General features: G+C 61.0%; 20 protein-coding genes. 12 read left to right on the top strand and 8 right to left on the bottom strand.

Annotated elements, in window-relative coordinates; translation table 11 throughout:
- Nucleotides 1-178: 178 nt before the first annotated feature.
- Together H7X45_RS05015 and chrA are read right to left on the bottom strand one after the other, a co-directional pair.
- Entirely contained in the window at nt 179-1,096 is a 918-nt protein-coding gene (locus tag H7X45_RS05015; protein ID WP_228243362.1) for a DUF1259 domain-containing protein, read from the bottom strand.
- A gap of 23 nt (nt 1,097-1,119) precedes the next feature.
- Nucleotides 1,120-2,514, bottom strand: coding sequence for a chromate efflux transporter (gene chrA / locus H7X45_RS05010; RefSeq protein WP_067673225.1), 1,395 nt, complete (start codon nt 2,512-2,514; stop codon nt 1,120-1,122).
- A 288-nt stretch (nt 2,515-2,802) separates the two neighbouring features.
- On the opposite strand from chrA, the gene H7X45_RS05005 reads away from it, so the two are divergent.
- The 5 genes from H7X45_RS05005 (at nt 2,803) to H7X45_RS04985 (ending at nt 6,345) form a co-directional block, all read left to right on the top strand.
- Entirely contained in the window at nt 2,803-3,732 is a 930-nt protein-coding gene (locus H7X45_RS05005) for an ArdC family protein (protein ID WP_187336433.1), read from the top strand.
- A gap of 11 nt (nt 3,733-3,743) precedes the next feature.
- Entirely contained in the window at nt 3,744-4,184 is a 441-nt protein-coding gene (locus H7X45_RS05000; RefSeq protein ID WP_187336432.1) for a hypothetical protein, read from the top strand.
- Between the two features lie 220 nt (nt 4,185-4,404).
- Nucleotides 4,405-5,340 (top strand): DUF2493 domain-containing protein, encoded by a 936-nt coding sequence (locus H7X45_RS04995; protein ID WP_187336431.1) that lies wholly within the window; start codon nt 4,405-4,407, stop codon nt 5,338-5,340.
- A gap of 70 nt (nt 5,341-5,410) precedes the next feature.
- Nucleotides 5,411-5,680, top strand: a complete 270-nt coding sequence (locus H7X45_RS04990) for a hypothetical protein (protein ID WP_187336430.1) — start codon at nt 5,411-5,413, stop codon at nt 5,678-5,680.
- Between the two features lie 266 nt (nt 5,681-5,946).
- Nucleotides 5,947-6,345: a single-stranded DNA-binding protein gene (locus tag H7X45_RS04985; protein ID WP_187336429.1), complete on the top strand. Its 399-nt coding sequence runs from the start codon at nt 5,947-5,949 to the stop codon at nt 6,343-6,345.
- Nucleotides 6,346-6,410: 65 nt separating this feature from the next.
- Here H7X45_RS04985 and H7X45_RS04980 read toward each other — a convergent pair whose 3' ends face one another.
- The gene (locus H7X45_RS04980) at nt 6,411-6,677 is read right to left on the bottom strand and encodes a DUF6437 family protein (RefSeq protein WP_187336428.1); all 267 of its coding nucleotides are present in this window, start codon (nt 6,675-6,677) and stop codon (nt 6,411-6,413) included.
- Between the two features lie 344 nt (nt 6,678-7,021).
- Between H7X45_RS04980 and H7X45_RS04975 the strand changes: the two genes are divergently transcribed.
- The 6 genes from H7X45_RS04975 (at nt 7,022) to H7X45_RS04950 (ending at nt 15,404) form a co-directional block, all read left to right on the top strand.
- Complete coding sequence (locus tag H7X45_RS04975) at nt 7,022-7,243, top strand: hypothetical protein (RefSeq protein WP_187336427.1); 222 nt, start codon at nt 7,022-7,024, stop codon at nt 7,241-7,243.
- A gap of 681 nt (nt 7,244-7,924) precedes the next feature.
- Nucleotides 7,925-8,254: a hypothetical protein gene (locus tag H7X45_RS04970; RefSeq protein ID WP_187336426.1), complete on the top strand. Its 330-nt coding sequence runs from the start codon at nt 7,925-7,927 to the stop codon at nt 8,252-8,254.
- Nucleotides 8,244-10,583, top strand: a complete 2,340-nt coding sequence (locus tag H7X45_RS04965) for a type IV secretion system DNA-binding domain-containing protein (RefSeq protein ID WP_187336425.1) — start codon at nt 8,244-8,246, stop codon at nt 10,581-10,583. Before H7X45_RS04970 ends, H7X45_RS04965 begins: the two co-directional genes overlap by 11 nt.
- A 47-nt stretch (nt 10,584-10,630) precedes the next feature.
- Nucleotides 10,631-13,543, top strand: a complete 2,913-nt coding sequence (gene mobF / locus H7X45_RS04960) for a MobF family relaxase (RefSeq protein WP_187336424.1) — start codon at nt 10,631-10,633, stop codon at nt 13,541-13,543.
- Between the two features lie 212 nt (nt 13,544-13,755).
- The gene (locus H7X45_RS04955; protein WP_187336423.1) at nt 13,756-14,856 is read left to right on the top strand and encodes a hypothetical protein; all 1,101 of its coding nucleotides are present in this window, start codon (nt 13,756-13,758) and stop codon (nt 14,854-14,856) included.
- A gap of 59 nt (nt 14,857-14,915) precedes the next feature.
- Nucleotides 14,916-15,404: a GNAT family N-acetyltransferase gene (locus tag H7X45_RS04950; protein WP_187336422.1), complete on the top strand. Its 489-nt coding sequence runs from the start codon at nt 14,916-14,918 to the stop codon at nt 15,402-15,404.
- Here the strand turns inward: H7X45_RS04950 and H7X45_RS04945 are convergent, their stop codons facing one another.
- The 4 genes from H7X45_RS04945 to H7X45_RS04930 form a co-directional block, all read right to left on the bottom strand.
- On the bottom strand, nt 15,405-15,908 hold the full coding sequence (locus H7X45_RS04945; protein WP_214645515.1) for a hypothetical protein: 504 nt from the start codon (nt 15,906-15,908) through the stop codon (nt 15,405-15,407).
- A complete protein-coding gene (locus H7X45_RS04940) occupies nt 15,908-17,446 on the bottom strand; it encodes a hypothetical protein (RefSeq protein WP_246449699.1) in 1,539 nt (512 codons plus the stop codon). The genes H7X45_RS04945 and H7X45_RS04940 overlap by 1 nt, the downstream gene beginning before the upstream one ends.
- Nucleotides 17,447-17,635: 189 nt before the next feature.
- Nucleotides 17,636-18,241 carry a hypothetical protein gene (locus H7X45_RS04935; RefSeq protein WP_187336419.1) on the bottom strand — a complete coding sequence of 202 codons (606 nt, stop codon included), beginning with the start codon at nt 18,239-18,241 and terminating at the stop codon, nt 17,636-17,638.
- A gap of 17 nt (nt 18,242-18,258) precedes the next feature.
- On the bottom strand, nt 18,259-19,236 hold the full coding sequence (locus H7X45_RS04930) for a hypothetical protein (RefSeq protein WP_187336418.1): 978 nt from the start codon (nt 19,234-19,236) through the stop codon (nt 18,259-18,261).
- Nucleotides 19,237-19,366: 130 nt separating this feature from the next.
- On the opposite strand from H7X45_RS04930, the gene H7X45_RS04925 reads away from it, so the two are divergent.
- Entirely contained in the window at nt 19,367-20,131 is a 765-nt protein-coding gene (locus H7X45_RS04925) for a hypothetical protein (protein ID WP_187336417.1), read from the top strand.
- 100 nt (nt 20,132-20,231) lie between these two features.
- Here the strand turns inward: H7X45_RS04925 and H7X45_RS04920 are convergent, their stop codons facing one another.
- Nucleotides 20,232-22,151: a hypothetical protein gene (locus tag H7X45_RS04920; protein ID WP_187336416.1), complete on the bottom strand. Its 1,920-nt coding sequence runs from the start codon at nt 22,149-22,151 to the stop codon at nt 20,232-20,234.
- Nucleotides 22,152-22,159 lie beyond the last annotated feature (8 nt).

Below are 22,159 nucleotides of genomic sequence, written 5' to 3'. Positions count from 1 at the left end.
CTGGTTTCGGGCGTTTTCCTAAGGAAACGGACAATCCGTTCGCAACCCAAATCGCATTCAAAGGCAACCCCGTAAAGTTAACGACATAACTCACGTCCCGGCCATTTCGAAGACAATGCCTGTCGCAATGAGGTGCAAGCGATCGCTGCCTTACTGATTTTTATCGGAATGGTTGCGCCTATCCGGTTTCGGCCTGTGCGTTACGGGCAGCAGCAATCGCCGCTGCAAGCTCTTTTGCTGGACCCACTCCCCAGTAGTGGAGGAAGTAAAACATCGGTTCACCGCCGATCATGTGGTTATGCAATGCTACGATATGGATATCCCGCTCGCGCAGTGCGCGGAGCACGGGCTGGACTTCGTCCTCGGTCATGATGAAGTCACCATCCACGGCGGCAAGGTCGTTGGTGCCCGAGAACGCCGCCCAGGTCGTAAGCCCCATCGAACCACCGATCTCAACGCCGTGCATGCGGCCTTGGCGAGCGAAGGTGTATTTCACGACACCATCGGCGATGCTTGGCTCGGTGCCCAAGATTTCGCTCAGCGCCAGGGCTTCGATCGTGCCGTTTGCATCCGGCGTCAAGCCACCGAAACTGCGCTGCGGCGTCGGCGAGGCGGCGCGCACTTCCTTGATGGCATCCCAGACGGCTTTTACACCCGCTGCCATCTTGGCGGTTTCCCCATGCCCGCCGATATGCATAAAATAGACCGGCGGATCGTCGAATATGAAGTGATTGTGCAGCGCGGTGACGGTCAACCCGTTGGCGAGGGCAGCGTCCATCGCGGCTGTTATCTCATCCTCGAATACGACCGTGTCGCCCATGACCATCACTCCGCCATCGACGGGTTTGAAGGCAGCCCATGAGCCGAGACCTGCCGGGGGATCGAGGCGCATGCCGTCGACCATCACCGGCACGTCGGCGCGCGTCCAACCGATGCGTGCGACCCCATCGTCGGTCATGGTGACCTCCGAGTGCGATGCCTCGAAAATTAGCGCCTCGAGATTGCCGAGATTATCCTGCGCGTGAAGAGCCGCCGACATCGCTGATAGCGATAGAGCCAAGCCGCCGACGAACAATGTTCTGCGTAATTGCTTCATCTTAGTTCTCCTTGGATGTGATTTCAGGTGCCAGCCATCGTTGCGAGGTAATACAGCGACCCAATGAGTGCGCTCACGAAGAGAACGAGCAACATCCCGATCTTGAAGCGCAGCATAGCGATCAGGGCCGCAGCGGCAATGACGACGGAGGCGACGTCGATCGTGGCGAAGTCCGGCACGAGCAGGCGTGCGCCGTAACCTCGAACCTCGTCAAGCCGTGCGAAGGCAACGTGCAGCGCAAACCAGATGGCAAGGTTTAGGATCACACCGACGACTGCTGCCGTCACCGCCGAAAGCGCCGCTGTCAGAAGCTTCACGCCGCGCAGTTTTTCGATAAATGGCGCACCAAGGAAAATCCATAGGAAGCACGGCACGAACGTGACCCACGTGACGATGACCGAAGCCGCGATGCCCGAAGCCACCGGGCCTAACATGTCTGCTTCGCGATATCCCCCCATGAACCCCACGAATTGGACGACCTGGATCAGTGGACCCGGCGTGGTCTCCGCCATGCCCAACCCATCGAGTATTTCACCGGGGGCAAGCCAGCCATGCGTCTGCACGGCTTCCTGCGCCATATAGGCCAGCACGGCATACGCGCCCCCGAAAGTCACGACCGCGAGCTTGGAGAAGAAAACCGCCAGTTCCGTGAACACGTGATTTGGGCCAACAAGAAGGATCAGCGCAATTATGGGAGCTGCCCAGATGCTGCCCCAGATCAAGGCCGTGCGGACTGCTCCGCGCCATGTAGGCTGCGCTTTCGCCATGCCACCTGTATGAAGCACGGCTTCCGGCTCGCTCTCCCCGTCCTCGGTCGTTTCACGGGCGCGAATGACCAGAAACCGTGCAGGATCGAAATGCCCTCCAAGAAAACCGACCAGCGCGGCGGCCGCGATAATCAGCGGGAAAGGTGCATCGAATGCGAATATCGCCACGAAGGCTGCGGCGGCAATCAGATACATGGGCCAAGTTTTCAATGCCCTTTTCCCGATGCGCAGCAGGGCCTCGATGACTATGGCGAGCACCGCCGCCTTAATGCCGAAGAAAATCGCCTGGACGAAGCTGGCCTCCTGAAAACTGGCATAGAGCACGCTAAGCGCCATAATGCTGAGGAAGCCGGGAAGGACGAACAGGCATCCTGCGACGAGGCCACCGCGAACGCCGTGGAGCAACCAGCCAATATAGGTGGCAAGCTGCATGGCTTCCGGTCCGGGCAGGAGCATGCAGTAATTGAGCGCATGCAGGAACCGGTTCTCGCCGATCCAGCGCTTTTCATCGACTAGAATGCGGTGCATCACCGCGATCTGGCCGGCTGGCCCACCAAAGCTCAACGCGGCTATGCGCGCCCAGACACGCACCCCATCGGAAAACGGGATCGGAGTTTGTTCTACGGAACCTGAATTAGCGGGAGAATTCATCAACGCGTCCTTCGCACACAGCTCATCGAGCCGGACTTGGGCGCATTGCCTTACCGGGCGCCGGAATAAGTGCCCGAAGTCAAACTGCTAGATCATTGATCTGGTGTTGTCAAAAGCCTTACGCGAACAGTCTGCCTTGCCCTTGGAGAATGTCGGCTTTCGAAATCTGGATCTGTATCTTCAATTTCCGGAATGAGGGCGCATAACGGTCATCATTGAAGGAGAGAGGAGGGAGCTTTGCTCTCCCTGAGCCGGGGCAGGTCCGTCCCGGCGATCAGGAGAGCTTATATGACCAAGTCCCGCCGCACTACTTCGACGTCGCCCGCTCAGCGCATCACCGCCGCCATTATCGAAAAGCTCGAGCAGGGGACAAAGCCCTGGATCAAGCCGTGGCGCGGTGTGCCGGTCTCGCGGCCCTTGCGTTCCTGCGGTACGCCCTATCGCGGCATGAACACCTTCTGGCTGTGGATGGTGGCCGATGGATGCGGCTTCGCCTCGCCGTACTGGATGACATACCTCCAGTGCCAGAAGCTTGGGGGACAGGTCCGCAAGGGTGAGAAATCGACTATTGCGATCTTCTACAAGAGTTACACCAAGGAGGTTGAGACCGCGGAAGGCGAAGCGGACACCGAAAACCGGCGCGTTCTCAAGGCCTATGCCGTGTTCAACGCGGATCAGTGCGACGGCCTTCCCGACTTCTACCATCCCAAGCCACTGGTTGCCGCGCTGGAGCCCGATGGACGAGAAGATCGCCTTGATGCCTTCTTTGCTCATATCGGCGCAGACCTGCGCCACCATGGCGCGCAGGCTTATTACGAACCGCTGCGCGACCGCGTCACCATGCCGCCGGTCGAACTCTTCGAAGCCTATGACCACTACTACGCGACACTCGCACACGAGTTGTCGCACTGGACGGGTCATTCTTCGCGGCTCGACCGCGATCTCAAGAACCGCTTCGGCGGCGACGCCTATGCTGCCGAAGAACTGATCGCAGAGCTGTCCTCAGCCATCCTCGGGGCAGAACTGGGTCTTCCGGTCACCCACCTCGACCATCACGCCAGCTACATCGCATCCTGGCTCAAGATCCTCAAATCGGACGAGCGCGCGATCCTGACAGCTGCGGCCAAGGCCGAGGAAGCGGCCAGCCTGCTCCTCGAACTGGGTGGTCACCAATCTCTGGAAGGCGACGCCGATGTCGACCTTGCTGAAGCTGCCTAAGGAGCGGTGAGATGGGACGTTCCGTCAGCTATCCAACCGGCTCCGTGGTTGCCTTCCGCCTGCTTGATGACGGCGAAGACGAAGATGTCGACTGGGCATACGAGTGCCTAGTCGACGAGATCATCGATACCGCGAAGGTGGCCTTTCCTTCTTTTGAACGCATCGAAGGATGGCGCGGCCGCGAGGACCGCATCCTCCTGCGAAACGCCTTCGCCGATTGCGGCATATCGACCTATTGCGGCCTTGCCGCGATCTGGCTCGCCGAACGCGACGATGCCCGGTACTGGGAGGCCGATTTCTACAACCCACGAACAGCAAGGGCACGGCATTGGCTTGGCCAGGTCTCGGGTAGGTTCATCGACCTGTTCGGTGAACTGCGCCTGGTCGGGCGCTTCTCGAATGGCGAAGCGATCTTCGAGCGCTCCCGATCCGCCTGCGACACCGGGCCCTGATCCTGCCTCACCCCTGACCGCCGGGAGAGGCCCTTGGGCCGGCCGGGGCGTGCCGCAACCTGCGGCCCGTCGGCCCGTGTTGCCCGCGCCAGCCTTAGGGCCGCAGGTTTCCCGCTACGCGGTGCGTCTTGCCCCTTTCCCCGGCCCTGATCGGGCTCCGGCGGACAGGCCCGAGGCAATGGTGCCTCCTCTCCTTGTCCCCGCGATCAGGAGACACCCCATGTACGACAGCTTCATCGATCAGTTGAGCGGCCTCGACCTTTCAGGCCTCAGCATCAGGCCAGCCCCCTTCAACGAGACCGACTTTCCCTGCGAGGATGCGATCGACCAGACGCTTGGTGCCGTATGGTCCGACCTCTTCGCGATGTTTTCCGACACGGCCCTGGAAGCAGATGCCGAGGATATTGCCTGGGGGGTGGTCAATCTCTTTCACCGCGCAGCCAGCCGCAAGTCGGCTCAACTTGATCGGGCCAGCGACGAGATCCGGGTCCTCCTCGCATCGGCCGATGGCTCCGAAGTGCATTCGAGCAATCTGGAAGAGCAGGTCGAGCGCGCGCAGGCCGCCGAGGCCAGCATGCTGGCCTTCGAGCAGATGCGGGAGGCTGCCGCAGCACTTTACCGTGACGAGACCGGTTCCTCGTGGAAGCCTGTTTCTGGCTCGCGTACGAGCCATTCGCGCCACCTTACTTCGGCTGTGATCGATGCCCGCGATTTCCTCCGCGCACGTACTGAGAACCGGCGTCACGCTCTGATTCCGGAAGGAACTCCGGTCGTTTTCGCCGGTGGTCGCCAGAGCTTCGAGAGCGCCGAGGATGCGCGTGTCTACGCCGACAATATCTGGGCGACGCTCGACAAGGTTCGTGATGTGGTTCCCGATCTCTTCCTGGTCCATGGCGGCGACGGCAAGGGAGCCGATCGCCTGGCCGCGAGTTGGGCTGAACGCCGCGAAGTGCAGCAACTGACCTACTCGCTTGATCGTCGGCTTGGTGCCCGCGCCGGGTTCAAGCGCAACGAGCAAATGCTTTCGCTCAAGCCGCGTTATGTCGTCGCCTTTCCGGGCAATGGCGTCACCGAACGACTGGTGATCGATGCCAAGATCCGCCGGATCACCGTGGTCGATCGTCGCGGCCCCTTGGGCACCTCTCCCGGGTCCTGAGGGGCCCTTCGTCATCCATATCTAAAATGCCTGTATGTGCATTCGGCACCGACCCGACTATGGACCGGTCATGCAACTCGACGATCTGCTGCAGCGCTACTTTGCCACCACCTACCTCTCCGGGGTTGCTCCCGACACGTTGTCAGCTGGCATCGAGCACTGCCGGGTCGATCTCGGCCTTGAGGAGGACGGGGGCAAGCGCTTTGCGCTGTGGTCGTTCCTGCACATGTTCGGGTCCGCCCCCGATCTCGACGTGGCGTTCGAGAACGAGGAAGACCGGGAGGCGGCGCGCAACTTCATGGATCTCCTGGCAGCATCGGAAGGCGATGGAGCAGGCTGATTGCGGCAGGTTCCTGGCACCGTCAGGCCCGCACCCGATACCCATCCGGCTTTCTTCGCGAACAGTCCTGAACCAGGTCAGCTGAGGACGGCAACCCGTTCCTTTCCGGCCGTGTTGGCAGCTGCGCTGCCTGCCCGCACCACCCGTCATGAACGGGTTCCCCTTGGAGCTTTGCTCCTGCGGTGCAGTCCCCCCATGCCCTGCTTCTTCTGGATGTTCGCAAGCCGGAGATGGTCTCCGGTTTGAGGAACTGAAGGAATACACCCATGACCAATATCGCAATCCTCACCGGCCGCATCGCCCGCGATCCCGACACCCGCGAGACCAAGGGCGGCACTAACGTCACCGGGATTACCGTCGTCACCGATCGCCCCGCACGCGACAAGGACGGCAAGACCTACAAGGATGAGAACGGCTACACTGCCAAGGAAAGCGAGTTCCACCGGGTGACCTGCTTCAACGGCCTCGCCAAGACCGTCGGCCAGTATTGCTCCAAGGGCCAGCTGGTCAGCGTCCAGGGCCGCATCCACTACACCCAGTGGGAGGACAAGGACGGGGTCACGCGCTACGGTACCGAGATTCTCGCGGACAAGGTCGACTTCCTCTCCCGCGGCAACGGGTCGAGCGACGAGAACGATAACACCGACGCTCCCCAGATCGACTGAACTCTCCCGTCGATCTCACTCCCGAAGGGGTCCTGTCCGAGCCGGACAGGACCCCTTTCTCATGTTTATTCCGATGGCGTTTGTCCGGATCGGGAAGACGACGAAGCAGACGGAACCAGCTTCCGCAGAGCACCCTCTTCCCCGAGCTTGCCCAACTCCATGGCGACCCTGGACAATCCCTTCTTCGAAAAAGTCTCGAGACCTGTTCCGAGGATCACGCGGCCGAGTTCAAGCGCGGCCTGCTCTTCGAGTTGCTGTTTACGCTGGTCGAGAGCCGCCTGGTCGGCTTCGAGCTTCCTGAGGGCGGCAACGGCGCTGCGGTTCGATGGCATTGGAGTTCATCCTTACTCCCCCTTCGCGTTCCTCCCGCTGGTTCAAATGGAACAGGCAACACCCTGTAGGAAAGTCCTTTTGCAGATGACTGGTATGAAGGCTCTTCATCGGACTGGGGAGGGGCCTGGCTCACGGACTTCCAAGGGTGACGGGCCCGGCACCGGCGCGTCAAGGACGGCGGGGCCCCACCATTTTGCCTCCCCTTCGCTTGCGCTGCGGTCCGACAAAATCGTTTCCCCCACCGCCGCTTCGCGGTCGCCCCTGCGGGCGATCCCTGACCCGACGGCACCGCGCCCATCCGCCTTCCTCCTGTCGTCTCACCGACAGACATCAGGAGGAAATCATGACTACACTTTGCAATCTCGGATCGAACTCGAACAGCTACTTCGAAGCACTCGCCACTGCCGAACGGCGGGCCTTGCACAGCTTCTTCGACCAGCACGTCGTGGAAGATGACGATCTCGGATATTTCGCTCTCGACGAGGGCGACTACAACGCCTTGCCGGCACACCTGACGAGCCGGGTGGTTCATACCGTGCACGGGGGCATGCTCGACGAATTCTGACGACCAAGCGAGGGCAGGAGCCGGTTACGGTTCCTGCCTTTTTTTTATGTTCGCCGCTGGAAAGGTCGGACGAACAGAGGAGCGGGACTTGTGACGCGCTCGATCCCGCACCGCCTGCAGCGGTGCTCCTGCGGGCGCGGCGTTCTTGTCCTTGAGTCCCGCACGCACTCCCGCCCGGCGCCGGGTCGAAGCGGCGCGAGGCTGGCGGAACCGACAGCCCCCGGTTCCTGGCCTCGCATGCGCTCCTTTGCCGCCGCTTTAGCGGGGGTGCGGTTCTTGTGTCGGGGCCGTATATCAGCGTGAAGCCAAAGCGCTTTCCTGAGCTTAATGTCTGCTCTCGCTCCGACTGGTCGGGCAGGACACTGCCGCCAGGAATTCAAGTCCCAGCAGCACAGGAAACTCACGCGCAACGGGGAACAATTTTGGCACACCGTACGCAGCGGGTGCTGCAAGGGAAGGCGAGGAATTGCCTCGCGAATTCAACATGAATCGCCAGCGACGTCTTCTGTGCCGGAAGCGGTCCACGTGCTTGCTCGTCCGTGCCGAGTCGGCACAGATACATCTAGCCTGCTGAAAATCTACGCGAATTTTCCGTTTTCCTACACCCTTGGTGGCGGCCTAGAGTGGCACTTGCCTTTCGAAGGGTGAGCCAGGTTCTTTCAACACAAGGAACTTGGAAAAATGCAAAGACACCACCGCTTCGTGACCTATGTCACGCCCCTGATCGCCGAATGGATCAGGAAACAATCCGACGAGCGCAGGGTCAGCGCGAGCATCGTCATTGGCGATTGCATCTTCGATGCTTGGCACCGCGCAACCGAGGCCGATCTGAGGACACCGGCGACCGATCCGGTGCGCCAGAACATCTTCATCACGGTCGCGCTCGATGCCCTGCTGACGCACCATCCGCAGGCCGATCTGCGCGAGAAAACGGTCGCTGCCTACCAGCGCCGGTTGGAGCGCCTCGGGATCATTGCACCCCGTCCACAGGGAGGCGACGATGAAGCATAATCTCGTCAATTTCACCCGCGGCAGCCAGCTCCTTGGCCACTTCGGTTTCATGTTTGCGGCGGGTCTCAAGGGTCCGCTTATCGTCACCGTTCTGGTCGCCATCGGCCTCCTTTACTGGGGAGTGAGCGGCGCGCTCGACGACCATCAGGTCTACCTCCTGTGGATGCATATCTACGCTTCGGCCTATGGCTTCATGGAGTTCGATCCCGACAAGCTCGTGAACCTGAAGCTTGCGGATGGCAGCACGGTTGCCTTCCCGATTTCGGTGGTCACCGACTACCCGCCAATGCGCGAGGCGGTCGCGCTTTTTCGATCGACGGCCGTCGGCGCACTCTGGCTTGCCGCGCTGATCCTCGCCCCCCTTTTCCTGCTCTTCTGGTGGGTCGCCGAACGCTTCGGCGAGCGGTCGAAACAGAAGAAGCACGTGCGCGGCGCGGAACTTGCAACCCTCCCCGAACTGAAGCGCGAGATCGAACGGCACAACCGCAATGCGCGTTCGCGTGAATATGGCGAAGCCATGGGCTGGAAGTGGCGGCTTGCCGGGGCCAGTTACCTTCGGGAAGCAGGCTTCTATGCTCCTGCGCATCTCGCCCGTGTCAGCTGGCCATGGCGGCTCGAGCAGAGCCATGCGATGCTGGTCGGCACGACCGGAACCGGCAAGACGGTGGTGCTTACCGAGCTGGCAGACGAGATCCGTCAACGCGGCGAGCGCGCGGTCATCTTCGACCTCACCGGGGCCTTCATCGAGACTTTCTACGAGCCCGGACGCGACATCATCCTCAACCCGCTCGACGCGCGCTGCCCGGCCTGGAGCGTGTTCAACGATTGCACGACCCGCGCCGAATTCCATGCCGCGGCGGAGTCCTTGGTCCCTCATGACGGTGGCGGCGCAGAACAATTCTGGGTGCTTGCTGCGCGCACGCTGTTCGTCGAGACCTGCCTCAAGCTCGCCGAGGCGGGACGGGGGACCAATGCCGCGCTTGCGCATGAATTGATGAATGCCGATCTCTCCGACCTGCACCAGCTTCTCGAAGACACGATGGCGGGACCGATCAGCACGCCGAGCGCGGCGCGTATGGCGGAATCGGTGCGCGCGGTGTTCAATGTCAATGCCAAGGCGCTGCAGATGCTGCCCGAAGACGGCGTACCCTTTTCGGTTCGCGAATGGGTCAACGGGGCGGGAAAACCCGGCTCGATCCTGTTTCTCTCGGCGCGCTACATCGACATGAGCGTTCTCTCGCAGTTGCTCACCCTGTGGCTCGATACATCGATCAACACGCTGATGGCGGGCGAGCGTTCGCGCGATCTCAGGCTGTGGTTCCTGATCGACGAACTGGGCGCGCTGCATCGCCTTCCATCGCTCGAGAAGGGCCTCCAGACCGCACGCAATTTCGGGGGCGCGATCGTCACTGGCATCCATGCCTTTGCCAAGCTCAAGGACGTCTACGGTGAGAACATGGCGATGACGCTGTCCTCGCTTGCCCGCACCAAGCTGATCCTCGGCACGGCGGACCGCGAGACGGCCACCTGGTGTTCCGACGTCATCGGTCACCGCGAGGTTCGCGAGATGGAAGAAGGCTACAGCTACGGCTACAACAACGCCCGTGATGCGGTCAGTCTGACGCCGCGGCGTCAGGTGGTTCCGCTGCTCCTGCCTGACGAGCTGATGAGGCTCAAGAACCTCCACGGCTTCATCAAATTCCCGGAAGGATTTCCCGCAGCGCCGGTCGTACTCCAGCCACGAAACTGGCCCCGGGTTGCCGAAAGCTTTATCGCCCGGGAGATCCCCAATACGCCCACGAAGGCAGCGTCTGCGAGCGGCGAAGCGGGAACCACGTCAGAGCCGACCGGACCGTCGGAAACGAGCGACAATGACGGCGATCCGCGCCGGATGAAGGACAAACACGAACCATCCACCCGCCCCGAAAAGAGGCCGCGCAAGGACCAGCAAAAGGAACCAAGCCGGGGTCGTCGGACTACCAAGGCCGAGCAGGCGCGACCGGAACGAACCAAGGCGCGAAAACCTCGCGATCGAGGACAAAGGAGCGCGCTTCCTGCCCAACCCCGGCCCGCCCAGTCCGAGCTTCCCCTGTCTAGCAAGGCCGAAGAGGATCGCGACAGCAACCAGATAACTGCACCGTCGCAGCGGTCCGACGTTCCCGATCCTGCGCCCCACCAGCGGGCGCAGGACGCCCACGGCAAGGCCGACCAGAAGATGCAGGAGGAGCAGCAAAGGTCGCTCCTGGGCGGCGCTGCGAAGCAAGGACGGAGCGCCGACCACGATCACGATCACGACCACGATCTCGGCGACTACGATCCCGATATGTAACGCCGACCAGGGGAGGGGCGAGGGCTTGCGAAAGGTGATCCTGCCCCATGCTTTCCGTCGCCAATGTCCGTTCGCCATCGGCGGCGGCAAGCTACTTCGCTTCTGACAATTATTACGCCAGCGCCGACGCCGACCGGTCGGGTCAATGGATCGGTGACGCCGCCAAACGTCTAGGTCTTGAGGGCAAGGTCGAGGCCAAGGCGTTCGACGCGCTGCTGCGCGGTGAGCTGCCCGACGGGAGCAGCGTCGGCAACTCCGGTCAGGCGCACCGGCCGGGGACCGATCTCACCTTCTCGGTACCCAAGAGCTGGTCGTTGCTGGCGCTGGTCGGGAAAGACGAAAGGATCATCGCCGCCTACCGCGAAGCCGTCGTCGAGGCGCTGTACTGGGCCGAGAAGAACGCGGCCGAGACCCGGATAGTCGAGAAAGGCAAGGTGGTCACTCAGGCGACGGGCAATCTCGCTGTCGGCCTGTTCCAGCATGACACCAACCGCAACCAGGAACCCAACCTTCACTTCCACGCTGTCATCGCCAACGTCACGCAGGGGAGGGACGGTAAGTGGCGAACGCTCAAGAACGATCGGCTCTGGCAGCTCAATACCACGCTCAATTCGATCGCAATGGCGCGCTTTCGCGTCGCCGTCGAGAAGCTCGGCTATGAGCCGGGGCCGGTGCTAAAACACGGCAATTTCGAGGCGCGCGGGATAGCGCGCGAGCAGGTGATGGCGTTCTCGACCCGCCGCAAGGAAGTGCTCGAGGCGCGGCGCGGTCCGGGTCTCGAAGCTGGCCGCATCGCCGCACTCGATACCCGCGCGAGCAAGGAGGGGATCGAAGACCGCGAGACCCTCGGCAAACAATGGAGCGAGGCCGCAAAGTCGATTGGCCTCGACCTGGCGCCGCTCGTCGATCGGGCCCGGACCAAGGCGCTCGGGCGAAGCATGGAGGCCACGCGGATCGGCTCGCTGGTCGAGCGTGGGCGGGCATGGCTCAGCCGCTTTGCCGCGCATGTCAGGGGTGATCCCGCCGATCCGCTGGTGCCGGCATCGGTGCTGAGACAGGACCGCCAGACTATCGCCGCAGCGCAGGCTGTTGCATCGGCAGTGCGTCATCTCTCGCAGCGCGAGGCGGCCTTCGAGCGCACGGCGCTTTACAAGGCCGCGCTCGATTTCGGGCTGCCGACCACGATTACCGACGTCGAGAAGCGGACCCGGGCTTTGGTGCGCTCGGGCGATCTGGTTGCGGGCAAGGGCGAGCACAAGGGGTGGCTTGCCTCGCTTGATGCGGTCGCGACCGAACACCGAATCCTGTCCGAAGTCGCGGCCGGGAAGCGCGACAGCTCGCGAGTGATTGACCCGCAAAAGGCCGCCGCATCTGTCCAGGCGGCCGCGCTCACGGGGCAGGGCTTCCGGCTCAACGAGGGGCAATTGGCGGCGGCGCAGTTGATCCTCACGTCGGAGGATCGCACGATCGCGGTCCAGGGCATCGCGGGGGCCGGCAAGAGCAGCGTGTTGAAGCCCGTGGCCGAGGTGCTACGCGAAAAGGGACACCCGGTCATCGGGCTCGCGATCCAGAACACTCTTGTCCAGATGCTCGAACGCGACACCGGGATCGGCTCGCAGACGCTGGCGCGTTTTCTCGGGGGCTGGAATAAGCTACTCGACGATCCAGGCAATGTCGCATTGCGCGCGGAAGCGCAGGCGGGCCTCAAGGATCATGTCCTGGTGCTCGACGAGGCGTCGATGGTCTCGAACGAGGATAAGGAGAAGCTCGTTCGCCTTGCCAATCTCGCAGGCGTTCATCGACTGGTCCTTATGGGAGACCGTAAGCAACTGGGCGCGGTCGACGCGGGCAAGCCCTTCGCGCTGCTCCAGCGGGCAGGCATTGCCCGCGCCGAAATGGCCACGAACCTGCGCGCTCGTGACCCTGTCGTCCGCGAAGCGCAGGCAGCAGCCCAGGTTGGCGACGTGCGCAAGGCACTTCGATATCTTAAGGCGCATACCGTCGAGGCTAAGGGCGATGGCGCGCTGGTCGCCGCTGAGACCTGGCTCGCGCTCGACAAGGAGACCCGCGCGCGGACTTCGATTTACGCTTCTGGCCGCGCAATTCGTTCCGCGGTCAACGCGGCAGTCCAGCAGGGCCTTCTCGCCAATCGCGAGATCGGTCCTGGCATGATGAGGTTTGATGTCCTCGACCGCGTGAACGCGACGCGGGAAGAACTTCGCCATCTCCCGGCCTACCGGGCGGGACGGGTGCTCGAGGTTTCCAGGAAGCAGGAGGCCCTCGGCCTTTCCGTTGGTGAGTACCGTGTCATCGGACAGAACCGGAAGGGGAGGCTGGTCGAGGTCGAGGACCAGCGCGGGAGGCGGTACCGGTTCGATCCGGCGCGGGTCAAAGCGGGGAAGGGTGACGACAACCTCACCTTGCTCGAGACGCGTAAGCTCGAAATCCATGAGGGCGACCGGATCCGCTGGACCCGCAATGATCACCGGCGCGGCCTGTTCAATTCCGACCAGGCCAGGGTGGTCGAAATTGCAGGCGGCAGAGTCACCTTCGAAACATCCAAAGGTGACCAGGTCGAGCTCAGGAAGGGCGATCCGATTCTCAAGCGGATCGACCTCGCCTACGCGCTCAACGCCCATATGGCGCAGGGTCTGACCTCGGATCGCGGTATCGCAGTGATGGACAGCCGCGAACGCAACCTGTCGAACCAGAAGACGTTTTTGGTGACGGTCACGAGGTTGCGCGATCACCTGACGCTGGTGGTCGACAGCTCGGACAAGCTCGGCGCGGCTGTCGCCCGAAACAAGGGCGAGAAGGCATCCGCCATCGAGGTCACGGAACGGCTCAAGCCGACTAGCGAGAAGGGCATGAAGGCCATTGAGCCGAAACCGGAGGAGGCTAGCAAGGCCGAGAAGGAGCTGACCCTGAGCAAGAGCAAGACGCTGGATTTTGGGATCTGAACGGCAAGCTTGCGCCCTCATCTTCGTCATCAATCCGATTGGTGATATACCAAAAGTGGACGATATTCACCCATAGCTCTCGCGTGTTGGTTTGGCATACCGGTTCGACAACTCTCGCCGCGCGTTAGTGTGCTAACCCCCAAAAAGCTAAATTTATTGGGTCGACTTGGCCGTCGGAGGTTTGAGGCAAACTAGTGCAAATAGATCGACTTATGGATGAAGAAATGTTCGAATGGCCTTGGCCGACGGGCGCTGGCGCCGATCATATTCTAAAGCGCCAATGGGAACTCGTCGATTTGCTGTCGAGCAGGTCGCCGATCTTTCTCGACACCAATTTCTGGGTCATGGCGCGCCAAGCGGCATTCGAAGAAAGCGAAGAACCGGAAAAAATTTCTCTCCTCGGCGCGCTGAGGCTGGCGGTCGAGTCCGGAAAATTCTTCTTCCCGATTACAAGCGATCTCATCGCAGAATTCAGCAAGCAAACGCCTGAACGCCTTGAGCGAACGATGCTGCTTGTTGACCGGCTGAGTCTCGGTGTTGTGATGGTGCCGCATCAAGAACGTACTGCGATCGAGATGGAAGCGTTCAACGCAAGGGCGTTTCCGGACCATCCGCCCGCTCCACGCCCTCTATGGACCTGCTACGCCTTTGCGCTTGGCTATGAGGATATGTGTTCCCCTAACGTGGAGGCAAACGACGCGCTCTTGGTTGCGCTCGCTCAAGAGGCCTGGATGGGGCAGCCGTCGATGCTCGCGAAGATGGTGCCGCCCGAGCTCTTCGCGTCTCGGTCGGAGAGTGAACGAATGGCGGCATACTTAAATGAGCAGGAAGCGCTCCACGCTCATGAGATCGACAGCCTCGCGACCGCCTTGCGAATTGAGGTTGCGGGTGCGGCGAGCATGCTCACGGGCATTGCTGCCCGCGAATATCGGCGCATGGCGGCGGCAGTCGGACACGACCGTGAGGCAGGCGACAAAGAAGACAGCATTAGGGTCGGCAGGCGCGTCACCGGCATGCTCGCTCAAGCGCTAGAGAAGGACGAACATCGGCGCGCCTTCGGCAGCCTTTACGTACCCGCAATGTTGCACGCGGCTGTGCGATCGGAAAGGAAACGCAAAATCAAACCTAACGACATCTTCGACTTTCGCCACGCGGCCGCGGCGCTTCCCTACTGCCGCGCCTTCATGACAGACGGTCCGCTGCGTAGTCTGATCACGAGCGGCCATGTCCGTCTCGACCGGCTCTACGGCTGCGAGGTTGTAGCGACGCCCGCTGAGGCGATAGAGCTAATCGGCCGCTTGGCCCTCAGCTGATGCCAAGGCCGCGCCACGCTGAAAATTGCAGTGGTGCAGACCGGGAGGTATAAGGATGTATGACCATACGCACTGGAAAACCTTCCAAGTTCGTTCCATCGGACAAAGCCGCTTTTGTTGAGTTCGTCGCCGCGGCTGGCGAGGTCGATCGGGCCATCCTGCCAAGGTTGGTCGACGATGCAGTGGCGCTAGTCATGCTCTTCGAGCGCGACGAACTGATCGGCACGGCAGCGATCAAAACCCCCTATTCTGCACACCGGCGTGGCGAATTCGCGAAGGCAAACGCCGCGGAAAACGCCGATGCGTTTCCACTCGAGCTTGGCTGGGTCGTCGTGCATTCCGAGTATCGGAAACGTGGTCACGCGCCCGAACTGGTGCGCGCCGCAGTGGGCCTTGTGGCTGATCAGGGAGTCTATGCAACCACCAAGACGCCGCGGATGCTGACGATCCTGAGCGAATGTGGCTTCAAGTCGCTTGGCAAACCTTATCCGTCGTTCCTCAAACCCGATGCGCTCTTGACATTGTTGATCCGGCCCGCGGGCGGCTAATCACGTCAAAAAGGTCAGCGCACCCCGATAGAGCCGGTCGAGTTCTGCATCGGTGAAGACGCGTTGTGGCTGGTAGTCGAGCTGATCGTCGCGGCGTGCGGCGTCGGGTGTGGCGATATAAAGCCTTTGAGTGGGTTTCATTCGCGGCGCTATGTGGCTTGCGAGCAATTTTGGCGCTCCTGGTGAATAGGCGGTCGTCACTAGCGAGACATCGGCGATATATTCGCCAAACCGAACCCAAGCGTGCCCGTCCCAGTCGAGGTCGGTCTTGAGCCTGCCACCCCCTGGAGCGTAGCCGAAGACCGGAGAGCCTGTGACTAACAAGGCGCCGCCAACCAGTATAGCTGAGGTATGGCCGAGATGGCGTAGCCTGCCAGTATAAAGCGCGCTCATCATCACACAAGCACCCGCCTTTCGCGGAAATGCACACAGTACATCGTGGCCCACCGACACAAGAGCGTCGAATTGTTCGTCACTCAAACCGGGTGGGCTTTCCGTCGGCATCAGGTCAGCGTAGCCGCGATCCGGTTGAGTGTCGCAACGAAGCTCTGGAGCAATTGACGACCCTGCATGACGGGAGGCGAGCTATCGTCGACCGCAGCGCGCGCCTTGCCGCTCGCGATCTTGCTTGATCCGATGTGCGCATCGGCGAGACGGAGGTCGTATATGCCGAATAGTGGTGCCATCATTTTTCTTGCGGCGGCGTTGGAGCCGTGATGCGCGGCAAGCTTCTCAAGCGCTTTCAGGGACCCCGGTTTCTTGTCGGTCTTCGGCAGGGCAAGTGCGGCAGTGATCGCGTCGATGTCGATGCGCTCGATGAATAGCCGGGTTAGTTCTTTCGACAACTCGAGCAGTCCGTCCGGCTCGGCGGCAATAAATCGGTGCGCCCGCCGGAGCAGCCCCTGAAGGGAATTGTGCTCACGTAGCAGCCGAGCGCCGTAGCGCGAGGAAAATGCAACATCGAGCGCGTCCATTGCTTGAGACAGTTGCATCTCCGGCGCGATGGTAGCGGCGGGATTGACTTCCATCTGCGCGGAGAAGAGTTCGCGCGAAACGCCGCCGTCGGGCGTGACGTTGTGTGCACTCCACAATCGCTGTTCCCATGGCTGCAAGCCCCCGATGTCCTTGGCGAAAACGGTGATCAGTCCAATGTCATTGATCCCAAAATGCACACCATGGTTGGTCGCACCGAGCGAACCAGTTTCTTCGGTCGCCCAGCGAAGTGTTGCGCTGCGATGCCTAAGCAATGCCGAGGCGATCGTCGGCTCGAAATACAACCACGCCATCGCCCCCGCCAACTGCTCGGCCGCCGCGCGCGTTCCGTCATTTTCGAGCGTGAAAGTGGTGGTATGCGGATCGGCTTCGCCGCGGACGCGCGTGCTAAGCGTTCCCGGTTCAACCCATTCGGTCCGCCAGAGGGCACCCCTCGTCCAATAGTGATCATCTGGATCGGGATAGTCGGTCTCGACGATCATGGCTTCGCGCCGATCTCGGTCTTGCTCATCGGCGAGGCGATCATCGGGCCAATCGTAAGGCGGCTTGTTTACGGTGACGGCAATGCGCTCGCGATAGCTCGAGCAATACAGCGCCATGCCGCGTGCGGCGAGATAGTCGCGCAGGAATTCCGCTTTGATCTCAATGAGGGATGGCTCGCCATCGTCGTTGCGCTTGAGCCGGACGACTTCGATCCATCCCTCTTCGGGGCGAAACCAGCTATCCCCTTCTTGGATCAGCACAAGCGCGACGCACAAATCCGGGTGCAGGTGCCAGATATTGCGATTGCCCTGTTCAAGGTGCTGGTCGATCACGAGATTGATACCGAGTGTCTTGCTCCAGCTTCGGAAGACGTCGGCGGCACTATAGCCCCAACGCTCAACTCCCGAGCGGTGCGGACTCACATCGAGATCCCCGGTCCACCCGAGCTTCTCGGCGGCCCCACGGTGTCCGTCCTCGACCGCTGCAGTAGCGATCCCGATCCATTCCTCGAGACGATAAACATCGGGCTGGTCGGTTTCGAACGAAGCGTCGGTGATCTGGCGCAACGGAATCCAGGACTTGCTCCGCAGCGGCTGAACGTCTCGCAGTTCAAAGTACGATTGAGGTATGGGCACGGTCAGAAACTCCTTGCCGATCCTATACCGGCAAGACCGCCGAATTCACAAAATGGCTCGAGCGCTAGGTCGGGAGCTGCGCTCAATCGGAGTCTGGCCGGTCGCTTTCTCGCCCGCCACTCACAACAGCGGCTCGCGCACAGCCATAGGCAAGGGATCGGCATGACCCCAAAAGAGTATGATCGCGCGGGCGTACCGTTTGAGATCGTCGATCCGGATGCGTAGCGACTCACTGGCGGGGGTGGATCCAGGTGCAAGGTCGAAAAAATCGTTCGTCTCGATGGCCCACAAATCGGGGGCGCGCGCCTGGAGGTCGGCGCTTGATCGGCCTTCGCCATGGCGAACGACATTGGCTGCCAGATGCAATTCGTGAAGATCCTGCGAAATGCCAATATCATCTAGGTCGATAGACGCGATCTGGGCACACGCGGCGAGAAGCTTTTCGAGCCCTTGAGTGTTTCTTCCGTGCGCAACAGCCCAGCGACTGAGCTGCCGCTCGAAGAGACCATCGAGCGTCAGCACGAAGGCCTTGGCGACTTCGTTAGCGGTATGATTGTCGACCTGCGCCGCGCAGTGATCGAGAAACGCATCCATCGAGGCCGCTTCTCCCACTTTCAATACCGCGTGCCAGCGAAGGCCGGCAAGTGTGGGAACGATCACGCGCTGATAGAAGCGATCGATATTCGCCTGAAACACGCGTGGCATTTGATCGTATTCGACCATCATGATCTACTGATAGTCCATCAGGCCGGAAGCGATCGTAACTGCCGCTCGACACAATGATATACTGGCGGCGCCCATTGATATCCCCATCGCTTCGCCTGGACCTTGCGAAAGGCCGCTGCGACGGCATTGCCGTCGATTCCCGGCGAAAGGGCCTCGATACGTCCGCGCAGCTCGTCGCGCGCGGCTTTCGCGGGTTTGTCGTCGGAGCGGATGCTGATCGTGCCGAGCGACATGCCGATGCCCAGCGCGTTGCCTTCGACGACGTTCAGAAATGTCGTCGCGGCACGCACGCGAGTCGCGATCCGCTTGGCATGGTCCTCGACGTGGTCCCAGGATTTGCGATCCTTTGACTTCTTGTTACAGCCGGTACGGATCTTGGCGAGGCTCTGTGCGATCACTGCCCTGTCTGCCTCGTCCAGCAGCTGAAACACGCGCCGCTCGACGATGCGCAGAATGACCTCGAGCTGGTCGGTATCTTCCTGTGCCATCCAGCCGAATTCGCCGTAGAGCAGCTCGACGTAGTCCCACAGAAAGGGCCCGTAATAGCCGAGCTCAAGCGATGCGAGCAGGCGTTCGCGATTGACCGTTGCGGGGGTCGGAAGATGGATTTGCGGATAGAAATTCCGCATGAGCTGCGGGTTCAGGGCAAGCCCCTCGACGATTTCGTCCCAGAAGATCATCGCCACCGCGAACTTGTCCGCCGCCACGCGTTTCTCCGACAGGAGGCGTACTTCCTGCTGAAGCTTCGCGTCATGATCGGCTGAAGTTGCGATGAAAAGGGTATTGAGCTTGCCCTTGTAGTGTTCGGCATTCGCGATTTCGCTTTCGACGAGGGCGAGCTTGGGCGCCTGCGCGAAGTTCTTGCACTGGATCGCGACCGGGCGGCCGATCTCGTCAGCCCCGTAAATGTCGACACCCGACTGCTTCTGCCCCGGGCGGCCGTTTTTCTGGAGATTGGGCGATCGCCAGCGCTGCGCCAAGGCCGCGAGGGTCATGCTCTCGAACTCTTGGAAGTCGTCGGGGCGGGGCAGAGTCATCGAAGAGATTGTTGGCATTGGGATCCTATAGCGATGGATCCGCAGCTTTTTCATTTTTTATCATCTTCGCCGGCCTACGAGAGGTTCTATGCTTCAGCTCACCAATCGCGACTACGCACATTTCTATTTCGAGGACTTTGATCTCGATGCGCAGCTGATCGCTATCCGCGGCGCACTCGCTGCCGCGCGATCCGCGGCGAGCCAGGAAACCGACGAAATCGAAGCGCTTGCCAAACGTGCAAATGAGATCGGCAGCGATCACCTTGTCGGCATGTGGACCGATGAAGTCCATGCCTCCGTCTATCACGATGCAGCGCGGAGTGCCGCCGCTGTCGGCATGCTCGCACCCTTCATCGAGAGTCTCTTCGTCGGTATCTTTCGCGGCATCGGCAAGATGGGTGAGGACGTGTTGGGGCACGATTCAGCATCTGAACGCTCGGTCCGAGCAGTCGCCGGGTTTTGGGATCCGCACTTCGCCTACGCAAGGAGGGAAATCCGCGACGATCTCGTCACGGGCATTCTTCAACTCTCTGTGGCATCGAAACTCGAGCCCCATCTTCCCGCTGATTTGAAGCCTGTGCTTGAGGCTCTCTTTGGTTACCGCAACAAGGTCCTCCATAACGGGTTTGAATGGCCGATCGACGAGCGTGAGTCATTCGCCAATCGAGTCAAAACTTGGCCTGCTGGCTGGTTCGAGTCTGCGACGAGCAACGGCCGGCCTTGGGTCTGGTATTTGTCGGACGCCTTCATCGAACGGGTCGTGGAATTTATCGATGAGGTGCTGGATGCCGCCGGACAGCATGTGCGGCTCCACTTTGCACCAGAGATCGGTTCGAAAGAGAATGACGCTTGAGCCCTTACTATTTTTGACCGTGGCATACCGGCGCAGCAGCTCTGCGTCCGAAGGTCAGATGTGGAGACTAGAGGTCCCGTATGATGGACAGTACGTCAGGTCAGATCTTATCGGGCTCGTCGACCTCATGGCCAATTTGAGGGTCATACTGGTCCGCCCTTACCTGGATATCGAATTTCAAGTCCTCGTTGCGGAGCAGTGTAAGGCGACTGCATCTTGCGGCATTTGCAGGCCAATCGACAGGCGCATCAAGCTCGGGTGCCCGATCGACAAGGGCGTCGCGAAAGGCTTCAATCCAGCTGCTGGCCGGCATGTCAGGGCGAACAATTGTGACAGCGTCGGCAAGTAGCAGCGAAACGCACCCGGCTTCGCCCTCGATCGAGAGTGTGGTCAAGATTCCTTCGGCTCGCCAGCTGATCGAAAGCGCGATCCGTTCAAGTAGACCGGCGTCGTTATCATCGGAAATTGCTCTTGCGAGCGGTTCGGCAACAGCGATCCATTCCGTTTCGCTCGGTGGGTCACCAGGGAGAAAAATTCGCGCAAGGTTGGCTCGCGTGCTCCTTGCGGCAATCCATGAGGTGCTGCTGTCCACCCATTGACGCATCAGGGCTCCTACTTCGCCTTGAGCGACTTCGGCTACTTGCACTGGCCTGCCATCCAGCTCGATAGTTTGATCGGCGACCACTTGCGTCTGAACTGTCGAGAGCGGGGACGCTTTTTCGAGACAAAGGAAAGCGCCAAGTGCAGGTACACTCCTTTGTTTAACGCGACTCGTTGGGGTGTGCGCTTCGGCGAGGTCCTCCTCGGGCGCGCCAAGGTACTCTGGGATCAGACGGTTGCCACGATACCAGTCTGTGAGAACGCGTTTCCACATTGAGACTGGCAGCGCACCATCCAGTCTGAACAGTTTGGTGTAGTCGGAATGTTTGCCGGCACGGTCGATCCTGCGCTCGATTCGCTCCAGGTAGGCCTCGCTCGGATAGGCGCGGATAGCGCCGTCGAAATGGGCTAGGACACATTTCGCTAGGTCATATTCCGCATGCGCATAGCGGCACCCGTACATCCCATCGGGTAGTCCCGGGCTCTCATCTTCGATCAGCTCCTCAATCTCGAACGTGCGAATTTCGGAGAGGGGGCTGGGCGTTGAACGAGTTTCGGGGTCTTTCCACCAGATCTGAGTTTTGTCGATGCGCGAGTAGTGGCGATCGCCGTCACTGCTCTTGTGCTCTGCCACGCCTGCCGGAATAGATCCGAAGTCGTCATCGTATTTGGGACCGTGCCAATATTCGAGTTCAATCCGCGAGTGCGCGCTCTCGGGCAACCCAATTACGTCCGGATCCAAGCGCAGGCGGGCAGTCATGCCTTCCAACGCGGCGGCATCAGAGAAACTTCGCAGCACATACGTGTTGAGGCTGTTGCGGCGCGATAAGCTGCGTCGAAAGTAGCGATGCGCGAACAACAATAGGTCGCGTTCGGGTTCGTGAAAAACTCCCGGCTGTACCTCGCGTGTCCGCTCCCGAAGATAGTTGAAGTCGACCAAGCCGTCCTTGTCGACATGCTCGCTGCCGAGCGCAAAAAATTCGGGAAACATTGCGGACGCAAGGCCGGGCTCGATCGCGCCGGCGGCCTCGCCGTGCCAGAGCCGCATTGCCGAGGTTGCATGATCCGCCACCCTGGCATTGATGCCATCAGCGAAGGGTTCGATCTGGCGGGCCTGGAACCAATTTGCAAAGCCTTGGAGTAGCGCGCCGATCCTTTCGCGATCTTCCTCTGTTTCGGGCAGAAACACGCGACCGAGTTGGCGCGCCATGTCCCGGGATAAATAGATGCCGCGTGGCTCGCTCCAACCGACTGGTCGGCACAGGTCGTGCGCCAGATTAGCGGGCATTCCATACGGGATATTCGACGCGATTGCGGTAGCGAGCGGGGTTTCCATCGACTCTACCAACGTCGCCAGCGGCAACAACATGTTTTGCCGGTTGACGCCGTCGGTGACGAAAACAGCGACGTCGGTCTTCATTTCACTCC

Source organism: Novosphingopyxis iocasae (assembly GCF_014334095.1).
GTDB lineage: Bacteria > Pseudomonadota > Alphaproteobacteria > Sphingomonadales > Sphingomonadaceae > Novosphingopyxis > Novosphingopyxis iocasae.
The sequence above is the reverse complement of the archived record's forward strand: the minus strand, read 5'-3'. Positions and strand labels throughout refer to the sequence as shown.

Bases quoted from the DNA above. Each gene is read 5' to 3' on its own strand.
- H7X45_RS04995 (WP_187336431.1), top strand. From the start codon at position 4,405: ATGTACGACAGCTTCATCGATCAGTTGAGCGGCCTCGACCTTTCAGGC.
- H7X45_RS04945 (WP_214645515.1), bottom strand. From the start codon at position 15,908: ATGCCGACGGAAAGCCCACCCGGTTTGAGTGACGAACAATTCGACGCT.
- H7X45_RS05005 (WP_187336433.1), top strand. From the start codon at position 2,803: ATGACCAAGTCCCGCCGCACTACTTCGACGTCGCCCGCTCAGCGCATC.
- H7X45_RS05000 (WP_187336432.1), top strand. From the start codon at position 3,744: ATGGGACGTTCCGTCAGCTATCCAACCGGCTCCGTGGTTGCCTTCCGC.
- H7X45_RS04970 (WP_187336426.1), top strand. From the start codon at position 7,925: ATGCAAAGACACCACCGCTTCGTGACCTATGTCACGCCCCTGATCGCC.
- mobF (WP_187336424.1), top strand. From the start codon at position 10,631: ATGCTTTCCGTCGCCAATGTCCGTTCGCCATCGGCGGCGGCAAGCTAC.
- H7X45_RS04925 (WP_187336417.1), top strand. From the start codon at position 19,367: ATGCTTCAGCTCACCAATCGCGACTACGCACATTTCTATTTCGAGGAC.
- H7X45_RS04920 (WP_187336416.1), bottom strand. From the start codon at position 22,151: ATGAAGACCGACGTCGCTGTTTTCGTCACCGACGGCGTCAACCGGCAA.
- H7X45_RS05015 (WP_228243362.1), bottom strand. From the start codon at position 1,096: ATGAAGCAATTACGCAGAACATTGTTCGTCGGCGGCTTGGCTCTATCG.
- H7X45_RS04975 (WP_187336427.1), top strand. From the start codon at position 7,022: ATGACTACACTTTGCAATCTCGGATCGAACTCGAACAGCTACTTCGAA.
- H7X45_RS04965 (WP_187336425.1), top strand. From the start codon at position 8,244: ATGAAGCATAATCTCGTCAATTTCACCCGCGGCAGCCAGCTCCTTGGC.
- chrA (WP_067673225.1), bottom strand. From the start codon at position 2,514: ATGAATTCTCCCGCTAATTCAGGTTCCGTAGAACAAACTCCGATCCCG.
- H7X45_RS04935 (WP_187336419.1), bottom strand. From the start codon at position 18,241: ATGATGGTCGAATACGATCAAATGCCACGCGTGTTTCAGGCGAATATC.
- H7X45_RS04955 (WP_187336423.1), top strand. From the start codon at position 13,756: ATGGATGAAGAAATGTTCGAATGGCCTTGGCCGACGGGCGCTGGCGCC.
- H7X45_RS04980 (WP_187336428.1), bottom strand. From the start codon at position 6,677: ATGCCATCGAACCGCAGCGCCGTTGCCGCCCTCAGGAAGCTCGAAGCC.
- H7X45_RS04990 (WP_187336430.1), top strand. From the start codon at position 5,411: ATGCAACTCGACGATCTGCTGCAGCGCTACTTTGCCACCACCTACCTC.
- H7X45_RS04930 (WP_187336418.1), bottom strand. From the start codon at position 19,236: ATGACCCTCGCGGCCTTGGCGCAGCGCTGGCGATCGCCCAATCTCCAG.
- H7X45_RS04985 (WP_187336429.1), top strand. From the start codon at position 5,947: ATGACCAATATCGCAATCCTCACCGGCCGCATCGCCCGCGATCCCGAC.
- H7X45_RS04950 (WP_187336422.1), top strand. From the start codon at position 14,916: ATGACCATACGCACTGGAAAACCTTCCAAGTTCGTTCCATCGGACAAA.